20 protein-coding genes are annotated in these 21,743 nt (G+C 71.6%); 9 read left to right on the forward strand and 11 right to left on the reverse strand.

Translation table 11 applies throughout. The annotated features are described in order from the left end of the window. Positions 1–101: 101 nt before the first annotated feature. The 3 genes from OG322_RS34075 to OG322_RS34085 form a co-directional block, all read right to left on the reverse strand. Positions 102–1,127: a 6-phosphofructokinase gene (locus OG322_RS34075; RefSeq protein ID WP_123467798.1), complete on the reverse strand. Its 1,026-nt coding sequence runs from the start codon at positions 1,125–1,127 to the stop codon at positions 102–104. A 143-nt stretch (positions 1,128–1,270) separates the two neighbouring features. Further along, a complete protein-coding gene (locus tag OG322_RS34080; RefSeq protein WP_024493336.1) occupies positions 1,271–1,999 on the reverse strand; it encodes a type 1 glutamine amidotransferase in 729 nt (242 codons plus the stop codon). 34 nt (positions 2,000–2,033) lie between these two features. Next, positions 2,034–3,272, reverse strand: coding sequence for a Mur ligase family protein (locus OG322_RS34085; RefSeq protein WP_123467796.1), 1,239 nt, complete (start codon positions 3,270–3,272; stop codon positions 2,034–2,036). Between the two features lie 655 nt (positions 3,273–3,927). Here OG322_RS34085 and def point away from each other — a divergent pair. Further along, positions 3,928–4,482 (forward strand): peptide deformylase, encoded by a 555-nt coding sequence (def, locus tag OG322_RS34090; protein WP_123467794.1) that lies wholly within the window; start codon positions 3,928–3,930, stop codon positions 4,480–4,482. Positions 4,483–4,504: 22 nt separating this feature from the next. Here the strand turns inward: def and OG322_RS34095 are convergent, their stop codons facing one another. Further along, on the reverse strand, positions 4,505–5,155 hold the full coding sequence (locus OG322_RS34095; protein WP_124286222.1) for a TetR family transcriptional regulator: 651 nt from the start codon (positions 5,153–5,155) through the stop codon (positions 4,505–4,507). Positions 5,156–5,328: 173 nt separating this feature from the next. Here OG322_RS34095 and OG322_RS34100 point away from each other — a divergent pair, with 173 nt between their 5' ends. Further along, on the forward strand, positions 5,329–6,558 hold the full coding sequence (locus OG322_RS34100; protein WP_123467790.1) for an acyl-CoA dehydrogenase family protein: 1,230 nt from the start codon (positions 5,329–5,331) through the stop codon (positions 6,556–6,558). 152 nt (positions 6,559–6,710) lie between these two features. Beyond that, positions 6,711–7,109 carry a hypothetical protein gene (locus OG322_RS34105; RefSeq protein ID WP_329307393.1) on the forward strand — a complete coding sequence of 133 codons (399 nt, stop codon included), beginning with the start codon at positions 6,711–6,713 and terminating at the stop codon, positions 7,107–7,109. Positions 7,110–7,162: 53 nt separating this feature from the next. On the opposite strand, the gene OG322_RS34110 is transcribed toward OG322_RS34105, so the two are convergent. Both OG322_RS34110 and OG322_RS34115 read right to left on the reverse strand, forming a co-directional pair. Beyond that, positions 7,163–7,651 (reverse strand): glutathione peroxidase, encoded by a 489-nt coding sequence (locus OG322_RS34110; protein WP_123467786.1) that lies wholly within the window; start codon positions 7,649–7,651, stop codon positions 7,163–7,165. Positions 7,652–7,706: 55 nt separating this feature from the next. Then, complete coding sequence (locus OG322_RS34115) at positions 7,707–8,711, reverse strand: Lrp/AsnC family transcriptional regulator (RefSeq protein WP_123467784.1); 1,005 nt, start codon at positions 8,709–8,711, stop codon at positions 7,707–7,709. Between the two features lie 151 nt (positions 8,712–8,862). Between OG322_RS34115 and OG322_RS34120 the strand changes: the two genes are divergently transcribed. The 3 genes from OG322_RS34120 to OG322_RS34130 all read left to right on the forward strand — a co-directional run bounded on the left by OG322_RS34120 (position 8,863) and on the right by OG322_RS34130 (position 13,267). Next, positions 8,863–10,422, forward strand: a complete 1,560-nt coding sequence (locus OG322_RS34120) for an amidase (RefSeq protein WP_123467782.1) — start codon at positions 8,863–8,865, stop codon at positions 10,420–10,422. 120 nt (positions 10,423–10,542) lie between these two features. Next, positions 10,543–11,973 carry an MFS transporter gene (locus OG322_RS34125; protein WP_123467780.1) on the forward strand — a complete coding sequence of 477 codons (1,431 nt, stop codon included), beginning with the start codon at positions 10,543–10,545 and terminating at the stop codon, positions 11,971–11,973. Between the two features lie 46 nt (positions 11,974–12,019). Continuing rightward, positions 12,020–13,267, forward strand: a complete 1,248-nt coding sequence (locus OG322_RS34130; RefSeq protein ID WP_123467778.1) for a metal-dependent hydrolase family protein — start codon at positions 12,020–12,022, stop codon at positions 13,265–13,267. Here the strand turns inward: OG322_RS34130 and OG322_RS34135 are convergent. Together OG322_RS34135 and OG322_RS34140 are read right to left on the reverse strand one after the other, a co-directional pair. Continuing rightward, positions 13,237–13,803, reverse strand: a complete 567-nt coding sequence (locus tag OG322_RS34135) for a GNAT family N-acetyltransferase (RefSeq protein WP_123467776.1) — start codon at positions 13,801–13,803, stop codon at positions 13,237–13,239. The genes OG322_RS34130 and OG322_RS34135 overlap by 31 nt on opposite strands. A 13-nt stretch (positions 13,804–13,816) precedes the next feature. Further along, positions 13,817–14,389 carry a helix-turn-helix domain-containing protein gene (locus tag OG322_RS34140; protein ID WP_123467774.1) on the reverse strand — a complete coding sequence of 191 codons (573 nt, stop codon included), beginning with the start codon at positions 14,387–14,389 and terminating at the stop codon, positions 13,817–13,819. A 172-nt stretch (positions 14,390–14,561) separates the two neighbouring features. On the opposite strand from OG322_RS34140, the gene OG322_RS34145 reads away from it, so the two are divergent. After that, positions 14,562–14,999, forward strand: a complete 438-nt coding sequence (locus OG322_RS34145) for a DUF7144 family membrane protein (protein WP_123467772.1) — start codon at positions 14,562–14,564, stop codon at positions 14,997–14,999. 111 nt (positions 15,000–15,110) lie between these two features. On the opposite strand, the gene OG322_RS34150 is transcribed toward OG322_RS34145, so the two are convergent. Beyond that, complete coding sequence (locus tag OG322_RS34150; RefSeq protein ID WP_329307394.1) at positions 15,111–16,880, reverse strand: cation:proton antiporter; 1,770 nt, start codon at positions 16,878–16,880, stop codon at positions 15,111–15,113. Positions 16,881–17,063: 183 nt separating this feature from the next. Between OG322_RS34150 and OG322_RS34155 the strand changes: the two genes are divergently transcribed. Continuing rightward, on the forward strand, positions 17,064–17,294 hold the full coding sequence (locus OG322_RS34155; protein WP_185095629.1) for a DUF6011 domain-containing protein: 231 nt from the start codon (positions 17,064–17,066) through the stop codon (positions 17,292–17,294). A gap of 30 nt (positions 17,295–17,324) precedes the next feature. Here the strand turns inward: OG322_RS34155 and OG322_RS34160 are convergent, their stop codons facing one another. Together OG322_RS34160 and OG322_RS34165 are read right to left on the reverse strand one after the other, a co-directional pair. After that, entirely contained in the window at positions 17,325–18,206 is an 882-nt protein-coding gene (locus OG322_RS34160; protein WP_123467768.1) for an acyl-CoA thioesterase, read from the reverse strand. A 46-nt stretch (positions 18,207–18,252) separates the two neighbouring features. After that, positions 18,253–20,766 carry a DEAD/DEAH box helicase gene (locus OG322_RS34165; protein ID WP_123467766.1) on the reverse strand — a complete coding sequence of 838 codons (2,514 nt, stop codon included), beginning with the start codon at positions 20,764–20,766 and terminating at the stop codon, positions 18,253–18,255. A gap of 182 nt (positions 20,767–20,948) precedes the next feature. Between OG322_RS34165 and OG322_RS34170 the strand changes: the two genes are divergently transcribed. Continuing rightward, positions 20,949–21,740, forward strand: coding sequence for a metal-dependent hydrolase (locus tag OG322_RS34170; protein ID WP_123467764.1), 792 nt, complete (start codon positions 20,949–20,951; stop codon positions 21,738–21,740). Positions 21,741–21,743 lie beyond the last annotated feature (3 nt).

Below are 21,743 nucleotides of genomic sequence, written 5' to 3' on the forward strand. Positions count from 1 at the left end.
AACGCCGGGACGTCCCCGATTCGTGCCGGTTGTCCCGACCAGAGTAGAACTGCCCCCGGCCGCGGTTGCGGCCGGGGGCAGTCCTCAGGTGGTGGTGTCGCTCAGAGCACGCATTCGGCCTCTGCGTACCGCTCGGCCGGGACCGTCTTCAGGGTCTCCACCGCGTCCGCGAGCGGGACCATGGTGATGTCCGTGCCGCGCAGCGCCGTCATCATGCCGAACTCGCCGCGGTGTGCCGCCTCCACCGCGTGCCAGCCGAAGCGGGTCGCGAGGACCCGGTCGTACGCGGTCGGCGTTCCACCGCGCTGCACATGGCCGAGGATCACCGGGCGGGCCTCCTTGCCGAGGCGCTGCTCCAGCTCGATCGAGAGCTGGGTGGCCACGCCCGCGAAGCGCTCGTGACCGTAGACGTCCTTGACGCCCGACTCGAACTCCATGGAGCCCGCACGCGGCTTCGCGCCCTCGGCCACCACGACGATCGCGAACTTCTTGCCGGCCGAGAAGCGCCGGCCGACCAGCTCGGTCAGCTCGTCGATGTCGAAGGGGCGCTCGGGGACGACGATGGCGTGCGCGCCGGCCGCCATGCCCGAGTGCAGGGCGATCCAGCCGGTGTGACGGCCCATGACCTCGACGATCATGACCCGCTGGTGGGACTCGGCGGTGGTCTTCAGCCGGTCGAGGGCCTCGGTGGCCACGCCCACGGCGGTGTCGAAGCCGAAGGTCACGTCGGTGGAGGCGATGTCGTTGTCGATCGTCTTCGGTACGCCGACGATCGGCAGCCCCGCCTCGGACAGCAGGCTGGCCGCCTTGAGGGTGCCCTCGCCGCCGATCGGGATGATCGCGTCGAGACCGAGGTCGGCCACGTGGCCCCTGGCCTGTTCCACGCCACCGCGCAGGTGCGCGGGCTGGACCCGGGAGGAGCCGAGGATCGTGCCGCCGCGGGCGAGGATGCCGCCGACCGCGTCGAGGTCGAGCTTGCGGTAGTCGCACTCCAGGAGGCCCCGCCACCCGTCGTGGAAGCCGATGACCTCGTCACCGTGGTCGACCACCGCACGGTGGACGACGGAACGGATGACCGCATTGAGGCCGGGGCAGTCGCCGCCGGAGGTGAGCACACCAATTCGCATTGCCCGGGAAACCTTTGCAACGTGGGCCGACGACCGGACCACGTCGTCCGGCTGGAATCCCGCCACCCTACCGGCGCAGGGTGGCGGGACCGAACCGGGCGTCCGCCTGCTGGACTTCGCTCAGCTGAGCGAATTTCCCCTCATCAGACGGGCTGCGTGGCCGACGCGATCCGCTCGGCGCGCAGCGCCTCGTACCAGCGGTCGTCGGTCGGCGGCAACGCGTTCACATCGAGCGCCAGCTTCAGCAGCAGGTCCGCGATCAGCGGGTTGCGCGCCATCACGGGCCCGTGCATGTACGTACCGAAAACGGTGTCGTTGTACGCGCCCTCGGTGCCGTCACCGGTGCCGTTGCCCCGGCCGAACTGCACCCGGGCGAACGGGCGTGCCGTCGGGCCGAGATGGGTGACGCCCTGGTGGTTCTCGAAACCGGTCAGCGGCGGCAGCCCGAGGTGCGGGTCGATGTCCCCGAGCACGTCGCCCACGCACCGGTCGCCCTCGCCGCGGGTGGAGACCACGTCGAGCAGCCCGAGACCCTGCTCGCGCTCACCGAGGTCGTTGACGAACTCGTGCCCGAGGATCTGGTAGCCGGCGCAGACCGAGAAGATGATCGCGCCGTTGGACGCGGCCCGGCTGAGACCGCCGTCGCGGCGCAGCCGCTCCGCGGCGAGCCGCTGCGGACGGTCCTCACCGCCGCCGATCAGATAGATGTCGCCCGACGTGGGAACCGGCTGGTCGCTGCGCACGTCGACGCGCGACACGTCGAGACCGCGCTGACGGGCCCGGCGCTCCACCACCAGCGCGTTGCCCTGGTCGCCGTAGGTGCTCAGCAGGTCCGGGTAGACCCACACCAGCCGCAGGCTGTTGTTGCTCATGCTTCGTCCTCTCCGGAGGGGGCCGGGGCCGGGGTCAGTTGCCGACACGACGGCGCAGATCCTGGAAGGCGGTGTAGTTGGCGATGACCTCGATGCGGCCGGGCGGTGACTGCTGCACGGCCTCGTCGAGGTTCTCGCAGACCCGGAAGTCGAGACCGGCCACTTCGAGCCGGACCGCGAGGTCCAGCTTGCGGTCGCCGAGCACGAAGATCGGGTGACCCGCGAGCTGGGTGTAGTCCACGTCCCACAGCCAGGAGGTGTCCGTGCCGTCGGCGCCACGGGCGTTGACGGAGAGGATCACCGGGGTGGGCGGCGGGTCGATCAGCGAGAAGGTCTCCAGCCAGCCCGCCGGGTTCTTCGCCAGCAGGAGCCGCAGCTCACGGTTGAGGAAGGTGACCACGTCGTAGCGGCCGGCGACGGCCTGCACGTGGTACATCCGCTCCAGGGCGACCTGGGGCGGCACACCGAAGACGGCTGCCACGGCGGCCGAACTGGTGGCGTTGGCCTTGTTGGCGCGGCCGGGCAGCTGGAGGTGGATCGGCCAGGCCGAACCGTGCGGGTCCAGCACGTAGTCACCGTGCAGCACCCAGCTGGGCGGCGGGCGGCGGAAACCGCACTCGCCGCAGAACCAGTCGTCGCCGGGGCGCTGCATCACACCGCCGCAGGACGGGCAGGACCAGGCGTCGTCCTTCCATGCCTGTCCGGCCGCGACCCACACCACGTTGGGGGAGGAGGAAGCGGCCCAGACGATCAGCGGGTCGTCGGCGTTGGCGATGATCACGGCCTTCGAGCCGGACAGCCCCTCGCGCCACTTCTCGGCGAGCATCCGGGTCTCCGCGGCCCGGTCCAGCTGGTCGCGGGAGAGGTTGAGCAGCGCGATCACCTTGGGCGTCGTGTCGCGGGCGACCCCGGCGAGGTACTTCTCGTCCACCTCGATCACGCCGTACTGCGCGTCCGAGCCGCCGGCCAGGGCCGAGGTGATGCCCGCGGGCATGTTGGCGCCGAGCGCGTTCGACACGACCGGGCCCGCGGCCCGCAGTGCCTCGGCGATCAGCCGGGTCGTGGTCGTCTTGCCGTTCGTCGCCGACACCAGGATCACGTCCAGGTGCTGTGCCAGCCGCCCGAGCAGGTCGGGGTCGAGCTTGAGCGCCACCCGGCCGCCGATCACCGATCCGCTGCCCCGCCCGGCTACCCGCGACACCGCCGCAGCGGCCTTGCCCGCCGTCACGGCCAGCTTGGCCCGCGGCGACAACGGCTCCGTGTTGCCTGCCATCGTCCTAGATCCTCCTTGCATCGGTCCGCGCCCAGCCTATCGATGTCCGGCGCGGCGGAGGCACGGCGGCACCGCTCGGGACGTGGAGTTCCGGTGGAATGTGGGGCGGGTGAAGTGCCACCATGCCGAAAATCGCGCGGACACACAGCTCAAGAGGGGAGTGGCCCTTCGCCGCCGGGCCCTCGTTCATGTCCGGTGCCGGCATGATGCCGGACAGTGTCTCAGGCGCCGGGGACCTGACTGCTCGTCATCTCTCACCGCCCGTGCCCGCCCCCTGCCGCGCGGGGTTCGCGCCGGGAGGCCGGTGGGGCTCGTTCGCCGCCAGCGGGGCACCCGGCACGACGGCGTGACCGAGGTCACCCGCTTCCGGCCGTTGTCGATGCGGACAGGCGGCGCCCGTGGCCGTCGTTCGTCGGCTCGCCGGTGGAGCCGGAGGTGAAGAAGACGTGGGCCGGATCGCCGGCGCCGACCGGGACGCCGCTGCCTGAGAGCTCGCACCGGACATCCCCGGTGGGCCGGGCGGTTGCGCCTCGGTGCGATCCGCGTGCGGCGGCTGCGCCTCGCTCGGGAGGCGCTCCAGCGGCCCGGGAGCCAGGAAGGAGCCGCCCGGGCCCATCGCGGCGGCTGTGCGTTCGACGCTTTTGCGGACCGTACGATGGCGGCCATGCGAAACCGCCCGATCCCCGGCAGTTCCGGACGTGTCCGGGCCATGAGCCTGCTCGGCGACCCCGTGCTGCACGGGGCCTGCGACCCGGTCACGGACTTCGGGCCCTCGCTCGCCCGGCTGGTCGAGGACATGTACGCCACGATGTACGCGGCGCAGGGTGTCGGGCTGGCCGCCAACCAGGTCGGCGTGCCGCTGCGGGTGTTCGTCTACGACTGCCCCGACGACGAGGACGTCCGCCACCTGGGACACCTCGTCAACCCCACGCTCGTCGAGGCCGACGGCATCACCGTGCGGGGTCCGGAGGGCTGCCTCTCGCTGCCGGGCATCGAGGCCGGCACGCCCCGCTTCGACCACGCGGTCGTCGAGGGGGTCACGGTCGGGGGCGAGCCGGTGCGGGTCAGCGGAACCGGCTTCTTCGCCCGCTGCCTCCAGCACGAGTGCGACCACCTCGACGGCGCCGTCTACACCGACCGGCTGACCGGGCTGCGCCGGGCACGCGCCCTGCGCGCGGCCCGCCGGGCGCCCTGGGGGCGGCCCGGCTGACCGGGCAGCGGCGTCCGGGGGTTCAGAACCCGGGGCCGCCGGGGCGGTCGCCCGCCTCGGAGAGCCGGCCCCACAGCAGATCCGCCAGGCTGCTCACCAGCTGGGCCCGTGTGCAGGGGCGTTCGCCCAGCCACCAGTCGCCCGCCGCGTGCATCATGCCGACGATGCCGTGGCCCCAGATCCGGGCCATGACCTCACCGTCCGGCCCCAGGTCCACCCGCTCGGCGATGACCGTGGCGAGCTCCTCGCCGAGGCGGCGCAGCAGCGGGGCCGAGTGGCGTCCCACGTCGAAGCCCTGCTCGGGGGAGGGCGTCGCGTCGTCGGACGGGTGCATCAGGAACCGGTAGACCTGTGGGCGGGCCTCGATCGCGGCGAGGTAGGTGTCGAGTGTCGCCTCGACCCGGGCGCGGCGCTCGGCGGGGGCGTCGAGCGCCGCCCGCAGTGCGCTGAGCAGCGCGTCGGTGTGCCGCTTGGCCAGGGCGCGGTAGAGGCCGCCCTTGTCGCCGAAGTGCCGGTAGAGAATGGGCTTGGTGATCCCGGCCTCCGCCGCGATGGCGTTCATCGAGGCCCCGGGGCCGTCCCTGAGCACCACGCGGTCGGCGGCCTCGAGCAGCTCGCGGCGGCGGTGCTCGGCCGCGGTCCGATGCCGCTCGGCCTGTCGTGTGGTCTCCATGCTGTTTCTCCCACCCCTGGCCGTGCTTGTCCGTCCTGCCTGCGCAACGTAACACCCTGCCCAGCGGTGCGCGGATCTGCCGTTGACCGGTTGACAGAGGCTACTTGCCGGTAACAGACTGTTGTTACCGCAAGTAACGAATGGTTTTTTCACGGCAGTACGTGGAGGGGAAAATGGCCGAGTTCACGCTCGAGCTCAACGACGACCAGAAGCAGGTCCGTGACTGGCTTCACGGCTTCGCCGCGGATGTGATCCGTCCGGCCGCTTCGGAGTGGGACGAGCGTGAGGAAACGCCCTGGCCCGTCATTCAGGAGGCGGCCAAGGTCGGCATCTACTCCCTGGACTTCTACGCCCAGCAGTTCTTCGACCCGACCGGCCTCGGCATCCCGGTGGCGATGGAGGAGCTGTTCTGGGGCGACGCGGGCATCGCCCTGTCGATCGTCGGCACGGGCCTGGCGGCCGTCGGCGTCCTCGCCAACGGCACCGAGGAGCAGATCGGCACCTGGATCCCGCAGATGTACGGCGACGCGAACGATGTGAAGGTCGCCGCCTTCTGCTCCTCCGAGCCCGACGCCGGCTCCGACGTCGCCTCGATGCGCACCCGTGCGGTGTACGACCAGGCCAAGGACGAGTGGGTGCTCAACGGCACAAAGACCTGGGCGACCAACGGCGGCATCGCCAACGTCCATGTCGTGGTCGCGGTCGTCGACGCGGAGGTCGGCTCGAAGGGGCACGCCTCCTTCATCGTGCCGCCGGGCACCCCCGGGCTCTCCCAGGGGCAGAAGTTCAAGAAGCACGGCATCCGGGCCTCGCACACCGCCGAGGTCGTCCTGGAGGACGTGCGCGTCCCGGGCCACTGCCTGCTTGGCGGCAAGGAGAAGCTCGACCAGCGCCTCGCGCGGGCCCGCGAGCGTGCCGCCTCCGGCGGTGGCGAGCGGGTGAAGAACGCCGCGATGGCCACGTTCGAGGCGTCCCGCCCGGCCGTCGGTGCGATGGCGGTCGGCACCGCCCGTGCCGCGTACGAGGTCGCGCTCGACTACGCGAGGACCCGGACCCAGTTCGGGCGCCCGATCATCGACAACCAGGGCATCGCCTTCCAGCTCGCCGACATGCGCACGCAGATCGACGCGGCCCGGCTGCTGGTCTGGCGCGCGTCCTGGATGGCGGCCGCCGGCAAGCCGTTCGAGTCCGCCGAGGGCTCCATGTCCAAGCTGTACGCGAGCGAGACCGCCAAGACGGTCACCGCGCAGGCCATCCAGATCCTCGGCGGCAACGGCTTCACCCGTGAGTACCCGGTGGAGCGGATGCACCGGGACGCCGCGATCTACACGATCTTCGAGGGCACGAGCGAGATCCAGCGACTGGTGATCGCCCGCACGCTGTCCGGGATGCCCATCCGCTGACACCCGGCCCGGCCCGCACGGCCCCGGCCCCTGTTCCTGCCGCACCGGCAGGAACAGGGGCCGGCCCGTTGTCCGGGCGGATGGTGTGCACCTGCCATTCCCCTGTAGATTCCCCGTGAAGATCGTGGCCGGTAGATGAAGGGGAACGAGCGATGCTGAAGTTCACCGCGGGGCGCGTCGTTGGCGCTGCCGCCGCCGCGTTCGGGCTCGTCATCGCCGCGCAGGGCACGGCCGCGGCCGCGCCGAAGACGATCGAGGCGACCTTCGGCGGATACGGCGAATGGAACCCTGACCCCTACGACGGCATCCCGGGCGACTCGATCCGCGCCTGCGACACGACCGCGGACGGCTGGGGCATCGAGGTGAAGATCGACATCGGCCGCAACGGAACCTGGGACCGGATCGCGAACACGCGCGGTCACAACTCCCCCTACTGCAGCCCGTGGAAGAGCGGCAACATCAAGGAAGGCACACCGGTGAGCATTCAGGTGGCGAATGTGAACGGCGGAGTCACCTACCCCAAGGGCTCGCTCCTGCTCAGCCACGCCTGAGCGCCGCCGGGTGACCGGCGACGGTCCGTCGCAGACCACCCGGCGGCCCCTGTTCAGGCGGGGAGCTGGGCCTCGATGGCCGCGACGAGCTCCGGGGACTCCGGGTCGGTAGCGGGACGGAGCCGGGCGACCGGCTCGCCCGCCGGGGAGACCAGGAACTTCTCGAAGTTCCACTTGACGTCGCCGGCTTCGCCGTCCGCGTCCGCGAGCCGGGTCAGTTCCGCATAGAGCGGGTGCCGGCCCGCGCCGTTGACGTCCGTCTTCTCCAGCAGCGGGAAACTCACCCCGTACGTCGCGGAGCAGAACGCCTGGATCTCCTCCGAGCTCCCGGGCTCCTGTCCGGCGAACTGGTTGCACGGCACGCCGAGCACGGTGAACCCCCGGTCCCCGTAGGTCTTCTGGAGCCGCTCCAGTCCGGCGTACTGCGGGGTCAGCCCGCACTTGGAGGCAACGTTGACCAGCAGGACGGCCTGGCCCCGGTAGGCGCCCAGCGTGGTCGGCTCGCCGGTCAGGGTGTGGAGCGGGATGTCGTACAGCGTCATGAGGGTCTCCTCGTAAATGGCTTCCACAGCCATTCTTACGCCCACAGGTCCCCACTTATGCCCACAGGTTCATCGGGACGAAGCCGATCGCACGGCCGTCCGGATCCAGCAGCCTGCCCATCAGCTTGACGGCGCGCAGCGCGACCGCCCGGTCGGCGATCCGCAGATGGGGGAGGGACGAGGCGAGTCGTACCTCCAGGTCCTGGGCATCCACCAGCGACGACACCCAGACCGTCGCGATCAGATTCTGCGGACCGGCCAGGCCGAGGCACTGCCGGATCTCCGGCAGCTTCGCCAACTCCCTTGCGGTGGAGTCGAGATGCTCGGGCGAGACAGTGCCGAAGAAGGTCACGGCGACCGGTGAGCCGGACAGTGAGCGGGTCAGGTCGCAGCGCAGCACCAGCCGGCCCGATTCCAGCAGCCGGTTCAGCCGGCGGCTCGCGGTGTTCACCGAGACGCCCAGCGCCTCGGCCAGTTCACTGAGTGACATCCGCCCGTTCTCGCCGATCGCCGTGACCAGCTCGGCGTACTCGGGCAGGTGCTGGGAGCCGCCCAGCGCCGAACGCCGGGACGCCGCCAGCGCCTCCTGCTGGGAACGGTTCAGGCTCGTCAGCCGCCAGACACTGCCCTCCGTGTAACTGCGGGTGACCAGATGGGCCCGGGTCGCCGTGATGCCGGGGATCGTGCCGAGCCGGTCCACGATGTAGCGCGAGAGCGCGCCGAAGCTGGTGGCCATGGCCGTGATCAGCAGGTCGCGGCCGCCCGCCGCGTGCTCCACGGTCACCGCGTGCGGGTCCGCCGACAGCAGCTCGGCCACGGCCCCCGCCTGTCCCGGCGCGCAGTCGATCTCGATCAGGGCACCGGCCCCCGAGCCGCCGAACGGATAGGCGGTCACCCAGGCATGGCCCGCCGTCCGCAGCCGCTCCCAGCGCCGGGCGACGGTCGCGGCGTCGATGTCCAGCGCCTTCGCCAGCTCCGTCCAGGGTGCCCGGGGGTTGATCTGCAAGGCGTTGACCAGGGCCAGGTCGAGCTCACTGAGTGAGGGCAGGTTTTCGGTCATCGGGGATCCGTATCGGTAAGCGCTGTGGGAAAAAACTGCATTGGATCGCGATTTATGACAGGGATAAGCAATTCGGGGCCACGTCTTGATCGGAGATTAGCATCGCCCTACCTCATCAGATCCAGCCAGTTTCCCGCCCCGGAGGCGCCTCGTGCAGCAGCCGTTCGCTACCCTCGCCGAGGCCGCCTCCGCCCTCCGATCGGGCGCCGTCGGCAGTCGGGAGCTCGTCGCCGCCGCGCTCGCCGATGCCGACGTACTCGATCCGCTGCTCGGTGTGTATGTGACCCGCTTCCCGGAACAGGCACTCGCCGCCGCCCGCGCGGCCGACTCCCGCCCGGCCGCCGAACGCGGCCCGCTGCACGGGCTGCCGCTCGCCGTGAAGGACAACCTCGCCACCGTCGAGGGCCCGGCCACCGCGCAGAGCCCCGCCCATGACCCGCACTGGTGGCGCGGGCTCGACGCGCCCGCCGTCGCCCGGCTGCGCCGAGCCGGGGCCGTCGTCCTCGGCAAGACCACCATGGCCGAGTACGCCATGGGCCGCCCCGATCCCGCCCACCCCTTCCCAGTGCCCCGCAACCCCTGGGACCCCGAGCGGTGGACCGGCGGGTCGAGCACCGGCAACGGAGCGGGCATCGCCTCCGGACTCTTCCTCGGCGCCCTCGGCAGCGACACCTCCGGCAGCGTCCGGCTGCCCGCCGCCCTGTGCGGCACCACCGGCCTGAAGACCACCTTCGGACTGCTGCCCACCGACGGCTGCCTGCCGCTCAGCCCCTCGCAGGACGTCCTCGGACCGATGGCCGTCAGCGCCCGGGACTGCGGGCTCCTCCTCGACGCGCTGACCGGGCAGCCGGGCCGGGCGCCCGCTCCCGTCGGTATACGAGGACTGCGCATCGGCGTCCCGTACGGACTCCTCGACACACCGGGCATCACCGGTCCGTGCCGCGCGGCCTTCCAGGAGGCGCTGCGGACCCTGCGCGAACTCGGTTGCGAGATAAGGGAGTTCGAACTCCCGGAGTTCGGTGCGCTGCTGGCCGTCAATGCCGTCACCATGCTCGCCGAGGCCTTCTCCGAGCACGGCGAACGGCTCGCAGCCGACTGGACCGGGCACGGGCGGGGCTTTCGCCGGCTGGCCGCCGCGGGCGGACTGGTTCCCGCGCACCTCTACCTCCGCGCCCAGCGCACCCGCGAACGGCTCACCGCCGCGCTGCTGGAGCGGATGGACGGCCCCGCCGGGGCCGACCTGATCGCCACCCCGACCTGGCCCGCGCCCGCCCGCCCGTACGCCCAGGAAACCGCCCCCGGCGACGAGCTCAACCTCACCGCCGTCTGGAACCCCACCGGCTTCCCGGCCCTCGCGCTGCCCATGGGCGCCGACCCGGCCGGACTGCCGCTCTCCCTCCAACTGGCCGGCCGGCCCCGCAGCGAGCACACCCTGCTCCGTGCGGGCGAGGCCTTCCAGTCCGTCACCACCTGGCATCTGCGCCGGGCCGCGCCCGACCCCCGGCACCGGCCCGCCCCGCTCCGCGACCCGGACCGCGAAGATCCGGCGCCCGCCTCCCCGACACCCTCCACACCCGGCCCCGGCCGTGTCCCGGCCGACGTGGAGGAGGCCCTGGCGGCCGTCGGCATCACCCCGGGCCCGGCCGATCTGGCCGTCGTCCGGGCCGTGGCCCGCGCGCTCCTCGCAGCCGGCCGGCAGCCGGCCGCCTGATCCGCCCCGGACCCAGCCGTACCCGTACCCGCTCTCCGAAGTGCCCTTGCCGCGAACCCTTCCTGCCCCACCACCACCCGCCGCGCCCGTGTGCGCGGCCGTGCCCAAGTGGAGATCCCCATGTCGCGTATCCAGCCCACCGCGGGCGCCGGCGCGCCTGGCCTCGGCGGCGCCCGCGTCGCCGCGGTCGTCGGATTCCTGGTCTTCGTCGAACTGACCAGCGGCATCATCCAGGGGATGATGCCGACCCTGCTGCCCGAACTCGGCGCCGTTCTCCACGTCGGAGCGGGCGACCTCAACTGGGTCAACGCCGCACAGCTCCTCGCCGCCGCCGTCTCCGTACCGCTGTTCGGCCGGCTCGGGGACATGTACGGCCACCGGCGGCTGCTGCGGATCGCGGTCCTGTGCCTGGTCGCCGGATCGGTCCTGGTCGCCTGGTCGCCCTCCTTCGAGGTACTGCTGGTGGGACGTGTCCTCCAGGGGCCGCTCGCCGCGCTGCTGCCCCTGGAGATCGGGCTGGTCCGCGACCGCCTCGACGCCGCGGGTGCCCGTAGCGCCATAGCCCTGCTCGTCGGCGCACTCACCTTCGGCGCCAGCGCCGGAATGGTCATCGCCGGTCTGCTGCGCGAAGTCATCTCCTCCGTGCACGGCGTGCTCTGGATCCCGGCCGGCACGACCGTGCTGTGCGCCGGAGTCGTCTTCTTCCTGGTGCCCGAGTCGAAGAACCGCGCCCCGGGCAGGGTCGACTGGGCCGGAGCCGGACTCCTCAGCGTCGGACTCGCCACGCTGCTGCTCGGCATCTCCCAGGGACCCAAGTGGGGCTGGAGCGACGGCTGGACGCTGACGCTCCTCGCGGTCGCCGCCTGCACGCTCGTCGTCTGGGTCCTGGTCGAACTCCGCGTCGCCGAGCCCATCGTCGACATCCGCCTCACCGTGCGGCGCACCCTGCTCCCCGTGTACGCGGCCAGCTTCCTGCTGGGCACCGCGCTCTTCGGCGCCCAGACCGCCGCCGTCCTCTTCGTCTCCTCGCCCGCCGGCGAACTCGGTTACGGATTCGGCTACGACGCCCTCGGAATCGCGTGGCTGATGCTGCCGTCCGGCGTGATGGCGTTCGCCGCCTCGCTGGTCGCCTCCCGGCTCTTCCGGCTGATCGGCGGACGCGGCGCCCTCGCGCTCAGCGGGCTCCTCATGGCCGCCGGCTATGTGTTCCTGATCGTGGCGCACGACGAGCCCTGGCAGTTCGTCGTGGTCAACGCCGTCGTCGGTTCGGGTGTCGGCCTGGCCCTCAGCGCCATGCCCGTCCTCATCGTCGACGCCAGCCCGCACGAGCGCACCGCGATCGCCACCGGCATCTACAACACCGCCAAGACAGTGGGGGGTTCGGTCGCCGGAGCCGTCTTCGCGGCCATCCTCACCGCGATCACCTTCAAGGGCACGAAGATCCCCACGATCGACGCCTACACCACCGTGTGGTGGTGCTGCGCGGGCGTGTCGGTCCTGGTCGCCGTCGCTGCGGCCGTCGTCGCCCGGCCGCGTACCGCCCTCAACTGACCTGCCACCCACCCGAATCCGCACACTCCAGGGAAGGAACAGCGCCATGCCCGCGCCCACCACCCCCGTACTCCTGCACAACGGCCTGCTCATCGACGGCACCGGCGCCGACCCCGTCCGTGACGGCTCGCTGCTCATCGAGGACGGACGCGTCCGCTGGGCGGGCCCGTCCGCCGACTGTCCGGTACCCGCCGAGGGGACCCGGCGCATCGACGTCCGCGGCGGCACGATCCTGCCGGGCTTCATCGACTGCCACGTCCACATGGCGGCTCCCGGCACCGCACTGAGCCATGCCGAGATCGCCACCATGCCGCGCAGCCTGCTCACCTTCCTGGCCGCACCCCGGATGCGGCAGACACTCGAAGCCGGTGTCACCACGGCCCGGGACCTGGGTGGGGCGGATGCCGGACACCGGCGGGCCGTCGAGTCCGGACTGCTGGTCGGCCCCCGGCTGCTGGTGGCCGTCGCCATGCTCAGCCCGACCGGCGGGCACGGCGACTTCCGGGCCGGGAACGACGACCGCGCCAACGACAACACCATGGGGCGGCTGGCCGACGGCACCTCCGAATGCCGCAGGGCGGTGCGCGGTGTGCTGCGCCAGGGCGCCGACTGCGTCAAGATCGCCGCGACCGGCGGCGTGTGGAGCCCCACCGACCAGCCCGACGACGACGGATTCCTGGAGGACGAGATCCGCACGATCACGAAGATCGCCGCCGGGCACCGGGGCAAGAAGGTCGCCGCCCACGCCCAGGGCAGGGGCGGCATCCTCAACGCCGTACGGGGCGGGGTCGCCAGCGTCGAGCACGGCTACGAGATCGACGACGAGGCCATCGACCTGATGCTGGAGCGCGGCACGTTCCTCGTACCGACGCTCACCACCGCCCACACCGATCCGGACCCGAAGAAGGCGGCGCCCTGGGCGTACGCGAAGAAGAAGCACTGGCAGGAGGTCGCCCGCCGGCACATCCCGCACGCCATCGAGCGCGGGGTGCGGGTCGCCATGGGAACCGACTGCGGCATCGCCGAGCACGGTACCAACCTGCGTGAGCTGGGGCACCTCGTGGACTGCGGCATGACCCCGATGGGCGCGCTGCGCGCCGGAACCGCGGAGGCCGCCGAGCTCCTCGGTATCGCCCACGAGACCGGCACCCTGGAGCCCGGCAAGCGCGCCGATGTCGTCATAGCCCGCGGCAACCCGCTCGACGACATCCACGCCCTCGGCGATCCCGGGAACATCCTGGTGGTGATGAAGGACGGCGTCGTCTACAAGGACGCCGACGGGCTCGCCGCCTGAGCCGGTGCGGGTCCGGCCGGGCCGACCGCCTTGTAGTAGTAGGTGGTCGGCCTGAGGACGCCCGCCGGGTCGGCGGCGTAGTCCGGGACGGACCCGCACTCGGTCCAGCCCGCCGAGCGGTAGAGCCGCTCCGCGGCGCTGCCGCTCTCGGTGTCCAGGACGAGCAGCCTGACGCCGTCCCCGGCCGCCGAGCGCTCGACCGCGTCCAGCAGTGACCGTCCGAGGCCCCGGCCCTGCGCCGACGGACGGACCATCAGCTTGGCGACCTCCGCGCGATGGCGGGCGTTCGGCAGCGGCGCCCGGACCAGAGCGATGGTCCCGGCGATCCGCTCACCGTCCCGGGCGATCCAGATCTGCTGGTGCCCGGCCGCCAGGGACGCGGCGCGCTCCCGCCACCAGCAGGCGGCCGAGCCCCGGTCCAGCGGCGCGAGGAACCCCACGGAGGATCCGCCGTCGACGGTCTCCACCAGGAGCGCGGCCAGCTCATCGGCGTACGTGACCAGTTCGGGTGCGGACACCGGGACGATCTCGGTCATACGACAGGTCCTTTCACGGCAGAACGATCATCAGTGCGTAACGGACCCTTGCCGGGCCCGGACAGTGGAAACGCGAGGGGCCGCGGAGCCGGAAGCGCAGGCAGTCGCCGGTGCGGACGGTGTGCACGGTGTCGTCCACGGTGATCTCGACCGTCCCCTCCAGGACCCAGATGTGCTGCTCCAGGCCGGGGACGGGCGGGTTCTCGTACGCGATCGCGGCGCCCGCGTCGAGCACCCCCTCGACCACCTCCGCGCGCAGTCCGGCATGAGGTGGCGAGACCGACCGGCGCACGAACCCGGACTCCTCGTCCCGCCACACCGGCTGGCGCCCGGCGGGCACCAGCCGCGGTGGCTCCGCCTCCACCTCCAGCAGCAGCCGCGACATGGTCCGCCCGTGGACGGTGCACAGCCGGCCGAGCAGGGCGGCGGTCGGACTCAGCTCGCCGCGCTCCAGCCGCGAGAGCGTCGAGCGGCTCACCCCCGCACGGTGCGCCAGCTCCTCCAGCGACCAGCCGCGCTCGGCGCGGAGTTCGGCCAGCCGCGCCGCGAGCCTGGCATCGACGGTGTCGGGTCCGGCGCTCTCCATCTCTCTCACACAAGAGATCATATCTCCATTTCGAGAAATCCCGGCTCGGGATCCCGTCCGCGGATCCGCCGTGCTGCCGGTCGGGTGCTGTCGTGCCACGCTTGGGTCTGGGGGAGGTCCGGCCGGGCCCGCATGGCCCTGCCGAGTGGCTCTGCTACCCGAGGAGGCCGATATGGCCGGCACCGGCAGCCAACCGCGAGCGGCGCACAGCACCGCTCCGCACTCACGACGTCCCTTCGTGGAGGGATGGACCGTCTTCGCCGCGGTCCTGATGATCTTCGGCGGGATCATGGCGATCTTCCAGGGCATCTCTGCCATCGCCAAGGACGACGTCTTCGTCGCCACCCGCAACTACGTCTTCCAGTTCAACCTGACCAGCTGGGGCTGGATCCACCTCATCCTGGGCATCGTCATCATCCTCGCCGGCCTCGCGCTGTTCACCGGAGCCGCGTGGGCGCGCGCAGTCGGCATCGTCGTGGCGGGACTGGGCGCGCTCGCCAACTTCATGTGGCTGCCCCACTATCCGCTGTGGTCCATCGTGCTCATCGCCATCGACATCTTCATCATCTGGGCGCTCTGCGCAGGACCCTGGACGCGGGCCGACGCCTGACGGCACCGCCGCGCGTCCGTCCGGCAAGAAGCGGGCCGGACGGACGCGGGGTGGCCGGGGAGCAGTGGGCGTTGGGCAACTCTTCCGCAGGGGCGCCCGGTACGGCGGCCCTCAGCCCGTACGGACTCCGCCTGGCGGGCTCAGCAGGACGAGGGTGTCGCCGCGGGCCGGTGCGGGTGTGCGGGTGCCGGTCACCGGGGTGAGCCGGCCGTCGGGGCGCACCACGAACAGCAGTTCGTGCCCGGCCGGGACCACGCCGTCGGAGAGCCGGGTCACCACCCGCGCCCCGGCCTCGTATCTGCGGGTCAGTTCGGGGCCGGTGAGCCCGGGACCGAACAGCGACTCACCACCCGTGTACGGGGCCACCACCCCGTGGCTCCCCGACGGGGGCCGGAGACGGTGGACCTGGCCCTCGACGCTCTCCCGGAGCGTCATCGACGCGAGCGCGTTGAAGTCGTCCTCGCCGGTCAGCAGCAGTACTCCGGTGATCCCTTCGAGCTCCGCTCCGGCGCCGGTGGCCGATGCGAGCAGCTCACCGGGTACCAGCTTCAGCCCCGCCTCCTCGATCCGCTCCCGCTCCCGGTCGGCGCCCGCCCACATCAGGACGTCCGGCCCCGCCGAGCGCAGTGCGCACGCCAGGTTGACCGTCCAGGGAGCGCCGCCCACCAGCAACGGCCTGGACCTCGCCGGGCGCAGCACCCCCAGCCTCCGGGCCACCGGGAACGCCGTCAGCCCGTACAGCATGACCGTGGCGACGATCACCACGAAGGTGGCCGGGAGAATACGCTCGGCGCCGCCGATGCCCTTGTCGACCAGGGTGGCGGAGAACGTGGAGGCGGTGGCCGCGGCGACGATGCCCCGGGGCGCCATCCAGCCGATGAACCACCGCTCCTCGCGCGGCACATCGGTCCGCAGTGTCGCGAGGTGTGCGACCACGGGTCTGGTCACCAGGACGAGCAGTGCGACCAGGGCCAGCGACGGCAGCACCACGTGCCGCAGCGACGCGGGCGTGACCGTGGCCGAGATGGAGATGAAGAGCAGGCCGATGGTGAGCGAGACCAGCGTGTCGAAGAAAGGCCGCCGCGCCGGGATGTCCAGGCCCGGCAGATTGGCCATGGCCATCCCCATGACGACTGCGGAGATCAGCCCCGTGTCGTCGCGCAGTGCGTCGCAGGCCGCCGCCACGCCGATCACGGCGGCGAACTGCACCGACGTCCCCAGCTCCTCGCCCAGCCGCACCCGGCTCAGCACCAGCCACAGCAGAACGGCCCCGGCCGCCCCGCCGGCCACGCCCACCGCCGCACTGGCCGCGAACTGCCCGAGCTGACGGGCGAACCCCGGCCGCTCGCCCGCGAGGACCCCGTGGAAGACCAGCGCCCCCAGGATCCCGCCGACCGGATCGATCAGGGAGCCCTCCCAGATCAGGACGCGCTGCAACCGCTCGCTGGGACGGACGAAGCTGAGCAGCGGCCCGACGACCGTCGGACCGGAGACGACCAGGATCGACGCGAGCATCACGGCCGCGGGCATCGACATGTCCAGTACCGGTACGGCGAACAGCGCGGCGGACACCACGGTGAGCACGGTCCCGATCCAGAGCAGCCGGACCACGACGCGGCGGGTGTGGCCCTTGAGCCTGCCGAGATCCAGCCCGAGCCCGGCGTCGTAGAGGATCACCGCCACCGCCAGCGACACCAGAGGGGAGAAGGCCGCGCCCAGCAGCCGCTCGGGATCGACGTCGTCCGTCAGCGCTCCGGCGCCGAAGCCGACCGGCAGCAGGACCAGCAGCGCCGGAACCCGCAGCCGGCCGGCCAGCAACTGCGAACCGACCGCGAGCACCACGATCAGTCCCAGGCCGGCGAGCACCTGATCGGTCGACATGGCCGCGCCTCCTTTGGCGGCGTCCGGACAGCGGCCGCCGCCCGCGCAACACCGCGCGCGACCACCTTCCGCGGCGGTGCGCGGCGTGACGGGCAGGGCTCGCGCCGACCGGGCGCCGGACGCGGCGGGATCCCTCGTACGGGCTAACGGCGCGAGTGCCGGGGATCCTGAGAGGATCGGGGGGTGGAGTCCCTCGAACCGCTGCCCGCGACCGACGCCGAACCGCTGCCCGGCACCACCGCAGCCACCGGCCGCCGCCAGGTGCGCTGCCGCCTGTGCGGGCGCCCGCTCACCGGTACGGCCTCGCGCCGCACCGGCCTCGGCCCCGCCTGCGACGCCAAACTGCACCCGGCGCCGCCCGATATCCGCACCCGCCGGCACGACGTCGAGCAGGACCCGCTGCCCGGCACCTGAGCCGTCAGGCGGGCTCCGGTGCCTGAGCGGTCAGGAGGGCTGCTCCTCCAGCCGCCGGAACAAGCCCTCCTGCACCACGGACACCAGCAGATTGCCGCCGCGGTCGTAGATCCGGCCGCGCGCCAGCCCCCGCCCGCCCGTCGCCACCGGCGACTCCTGGTCGTACAGGAACCACTCGTCGGCCCGGAACGGACGGTGGAACCACATCGCGTGGTCCAGCGAGGCCATGTCGAAGCCCCGCGGCCCCCACAGCGGCTCCACCGGGATCCGCACCGCGTCCAGTAGCGTCATGTCGCTCGCGTACGTCAGCGCACAGGTATGGACGAGCGGATCGTCGCCGAGCGGGCCGACCGCACGCATCCAGACCGCGCTGCGCGGGTCCGCGTCCCTGATCTCCTCCCGCGTCCAGCGCAGCCGGTCGACGTAGCGGATGTCGAACGGCTGGCGCCGCGCCATCCGCTCCAGTGCCTCGGGAAGCGCGCCGAGATGGTCGCGGACCTCCTCGGCGACCGTCGGCAGCTCCTCCGGGTCCGGGACCACGCGGGCCGGCGGCAACTGGTGCTCGATGCCCGCCGCCTCGGGCCGGTGGAAGGACGCCGTCAGATTGAAGATGGTCCGGCCCTGCTGGACGGCCGTCACCCGCCGGGTGGTGAAGGACCGGCCGTCCCTGACCCGCTCGACCTCGTAGACGATCGGCACCCCGGGACGGCCCGGACGCAGGAAGTAGGCGTGCAGCGAATGGACCGGCCGGTCCCCGTCGGTGGTGCGGCCGGCCGCCACCAGGGCCTGCCCGGCCACCTGCCCGCCGAAGACCCGTTGCAGGGACTCCTGCGGGCTGCGGCCGCGGAAGATGTTGACCTCGATCCGCTCCAGGTCGAGCAGGTCGACCAGGCGCTCGGCGGGGTTCGTCATGCTGTTCGTCTCCACTCTCGCGGCGGCGCCGTCGGTACGGACGCGCTCACAACTGGCCCACGGAGGTGACCCGGAGCACCGCCCGGCCCTCCTCGTCGGACGCGGCGAGATCGACCTCGGCGCTGATGCCCCAGTCGTGGTCGCCGTTCGGGTCGGCGAACGTCTGCCGGACCCGCCACAGACCGTGCTCGGCGTCCTCGTCGATCTTCAGCAGCTTCGGCCCGCGGGCGTCCGGACCGGTGCCCAGCTCCTCGTACTCGTCCCAGTACGCGTCCATCGCCTCGCCCCACGCGTCCTCGTCCCAGCCCGTGCCACCGTCCAGCTCGCCGAGGTCGCGGACCCGGTCCAGCGCGGCCAGCTCGACGCGGCGGAACATCGCGTTGCGGACCAGCACCCGGAAGGCGCGGGCGTTGGCCGTGACCGGCTTGACCTCGTCGGCCCGCTCCTGCGCCTGCTCGGCCGTCTCCACCTCGGGATTGGCGAGCTGCTCCCACTCGTCGAGGAGGCTGGAGTCGACCTGGCGGACCATCTCGCCGAGCCAGGCGATGAGGTCCTCCAGGTCCTCGGACTTGATGTCGTCCGGGATGGTGTGCTCCAGCGCCTTGTACGCGCCCGCGAGGTACCGCAGCACGATGCCCTCGGTCCGGGCCAGCTCGTAGTTCGAGGTGAACTCCGTGAACGTCATGGCGCGTTCGTACATGTCGCGGACCACCGTCTTCGGTGATACCGGGTGGTCACCCACCCACGGGTGGCTCTGGCGGTAGACGTCGTACGCGTGCCACAGCAGCTCGCTCAGCGGTTTCGGGTACGTGACGTCCTGCAGGAGCTCCATCCGCTCCTCGTACTCGATGCCGTCGGCCTTCATCTGCCCGACCGCCTCACCGCGCGCCTTGTTCTGCTGGGCGGCGAGGATCTGACGCGGGTCGTCGAGCGTCGACTCCACCACCGAGACCATGTCCAGCGCGTACGAGGGCGAGTCGGCGTCCAGCAGCTCGAACGCGGCGAGCGCGAACGTGGACAGCGGCTGGTTCAGCGCGAAGTTCTGCTGGAGGTCGACGGTGAGCCGCACGATGCGGCCCTCCGCGTCCGGGGTTTCGAGCCGCTCCACCACGCCGCCGTCCAGCAGCGAACGGTAGATGGCGATCGCCCGGCGGATGTGGCGCAGCTGGGCCCTGCGCGGCTCGTGGTTGTCCTCCAGGAGGTGCCGCATCGCCTCGAAGGCGTTGCCGGGACGCGCGATGACCGACAGCAGCATGGTGTGCGTGACCCGGAAGCGGGAGGTCAGCGGCTCCGGATCGGACTGGATCAGCTTGTCGAACGTGCTCTCCGACCAGGAAACGAAGCCCTCGGGAGCCTTCTTGCGGACGACCTTGCGCTTCTTCTTCGGGTCGTCGCCGGCCTTCTTGACCGCCTTCTCGTTCTCGACGACGTGCTCGGGGGCCTGCGCGACGACGAAGCCCGCCGTGTCGAAGCCCGCCCGCCCGGCCCGGCCCGCGATCTGGTGGAACTCACGGGCGCGCAGCGTACGTACCCGGGTGCCGTCGTACTTGGTGAGCGCGGTGAAAAGCACGGTGCGGATGGGGACGTTGACGCCGACGCCGAGCGTGTCCGTACCGCAGATCACCTTCAGCAGACCCGCCTGTGCGAGCTTCTCCACGAGCCGGCGATACTTCGGCAGCATGCCCGCGTGGTGCACACCGATGCCGTGCCGCACATAGCGGGACAGGTTCTGGCCGAACTTGGTGGTGAAGCGGAAGTTGCCGATGAGATCGGCGATCTTCTCCTTCTCCTCCTTGGTGCACATGTTGATGCTCATCAGCGACTGCGCCCGCTCGACGGCCGCAGCCTGCGTGAAGTGCACGATGTAGACGGGCGACTGCCGGGTGTCCAGGAGTTCGGTGATGGTCTCGGTGATCGGCGTCAGCCGGTACTCGTAACTGAGCGGGACCGGACGCGTGGCCGAGCGCACCACCGAGGTGGGGCGGCCGGTGCGGCGGGTCAGGTCCTCCTCGAACATCCTGACGTCGCCGAGGGTGGCCGACATCAGGATGAACTGGGCCTGCGGCAGCTCCAGGATCGGGATCTGCCAGGCCCAGCCGCGGTCCTGCTCCGCGTAGAAGTGGAACTCGTCCATCACGACCTGGCCGATGTCCGCGTACTTCCCGTCACGCAGCGCGATGGAGGCCAGCACCTCGGCCGTGCAGCAGATCACCGGGGCGTCGGCGTTGACCGAGGCGTCGCCGGTGAGCATGCCGACGTTCTCCGTGCCGAACAGCTTGCACAGGTCGAAGAACTTCTCCGAGACCAGCGCCTTGATCGGCGCGGTGTAGAAGGTGACCTTGTCCTGGGCCAGAGCCGTGAAGTGCGCACCGGCCGCGACCAGACTCTTACCGGAGCCGGTGGGGGTGGAAAGGATCACGTTGGCCCCGGAGACCACCTCGATCAGCGCCTCCTCCTGAGCGGGATAGAGGGTGATGCCCTGCGTCTCGGTCCATGACGAGAATGCCTCGAAGAGGGCGTCGGGGTCGTCGGTCGGGGGCAGCTGATCGATTAGGGTCACGCCCCCATCTTGCCTGCCTTCCGCCCGGATGAGGGAACCGGACGACCGCACGAAGATCACGGACGATACGCTTCCCTCTCAACTCGGCCACACCACAACGACGGTGGCCCGAGCCCGGACACAGCGACAGCTGTCAACACTTTGTCAATACCTGGTCACTATCTACGGGGGCGGAAACAGTCATGATGGGACCGGCACACTCTCTGTCAGGGGCTGCGGCCTGGCTGGGGGTGGGCGCGGCCGCGGCAGCCGCGGGACACACCATGCCGTGGCCCGTCCTGGTCGTCGGCGCGCTGATCACCGCGGGCGCCGCACTGGCACCGGATCTCGACCACAAGTCGGCGACCATCTCGCGCGCCTTCGGGCCGGTCTCCCGAGGCCTCTGCGAAATAGTCGACACGCTCTCGCACGCCGTCTACAAGGCCACCAAGATGCGGGGCGACTCGAACCGCAACGGTGGCCACCGGACCCTTACCCACACCTGGCTGTGGGCGGTCCTGATCGGTGCCGGGGCCTCCGCCGCGGCGATCACCGGCGGCCGGTGGGCGGTGCTGGGGATTCTCTTCGTCCACCTGGTGCTCGCCGTCGAGGGTCTGCTCTGGCGGGCCGCCCGGGTGTCCAGCGATGTCCTGGTGTGGCTGCTCGGCGCGACCAGCGCGTGGATTCTCGCGGGCGTCCTGGACAAGCCGGGCAACGGCTCGGACTGGCTCTTCAACGCCCCCGGCCAGGAGTACCTCTGGCTCGGGCTGCCGATCGTGCTGGGCGCTCTCGTCCATGACATCGGCGATGCGCTGACCGTTTCCGGCTGCCCGATCCTCTGGCCGATCCCGGTGGGCCGCAAGCGCTGGTACCCGATAGGCCCGCCGAAGGCCATGCGGTTCCGGGCCGGCAGCTGGGTGGAACTCAAGGTGCTGATGCCGGTGTTCATGGTGCTCGGGGGAGTGGGCGGCGCGGCCGCGATGAACCTCATCTGACGC

The sequence above is a fragment of the Streptomyces sp. NBC_01260 genome, assembly GCF_036226405.1.
GTDB lineage: Bacteria > Actinomycetota > Actinomycetes > Streptomycetales > Streptomycetaceae > Streptomyces > Streptomyces laculatispora.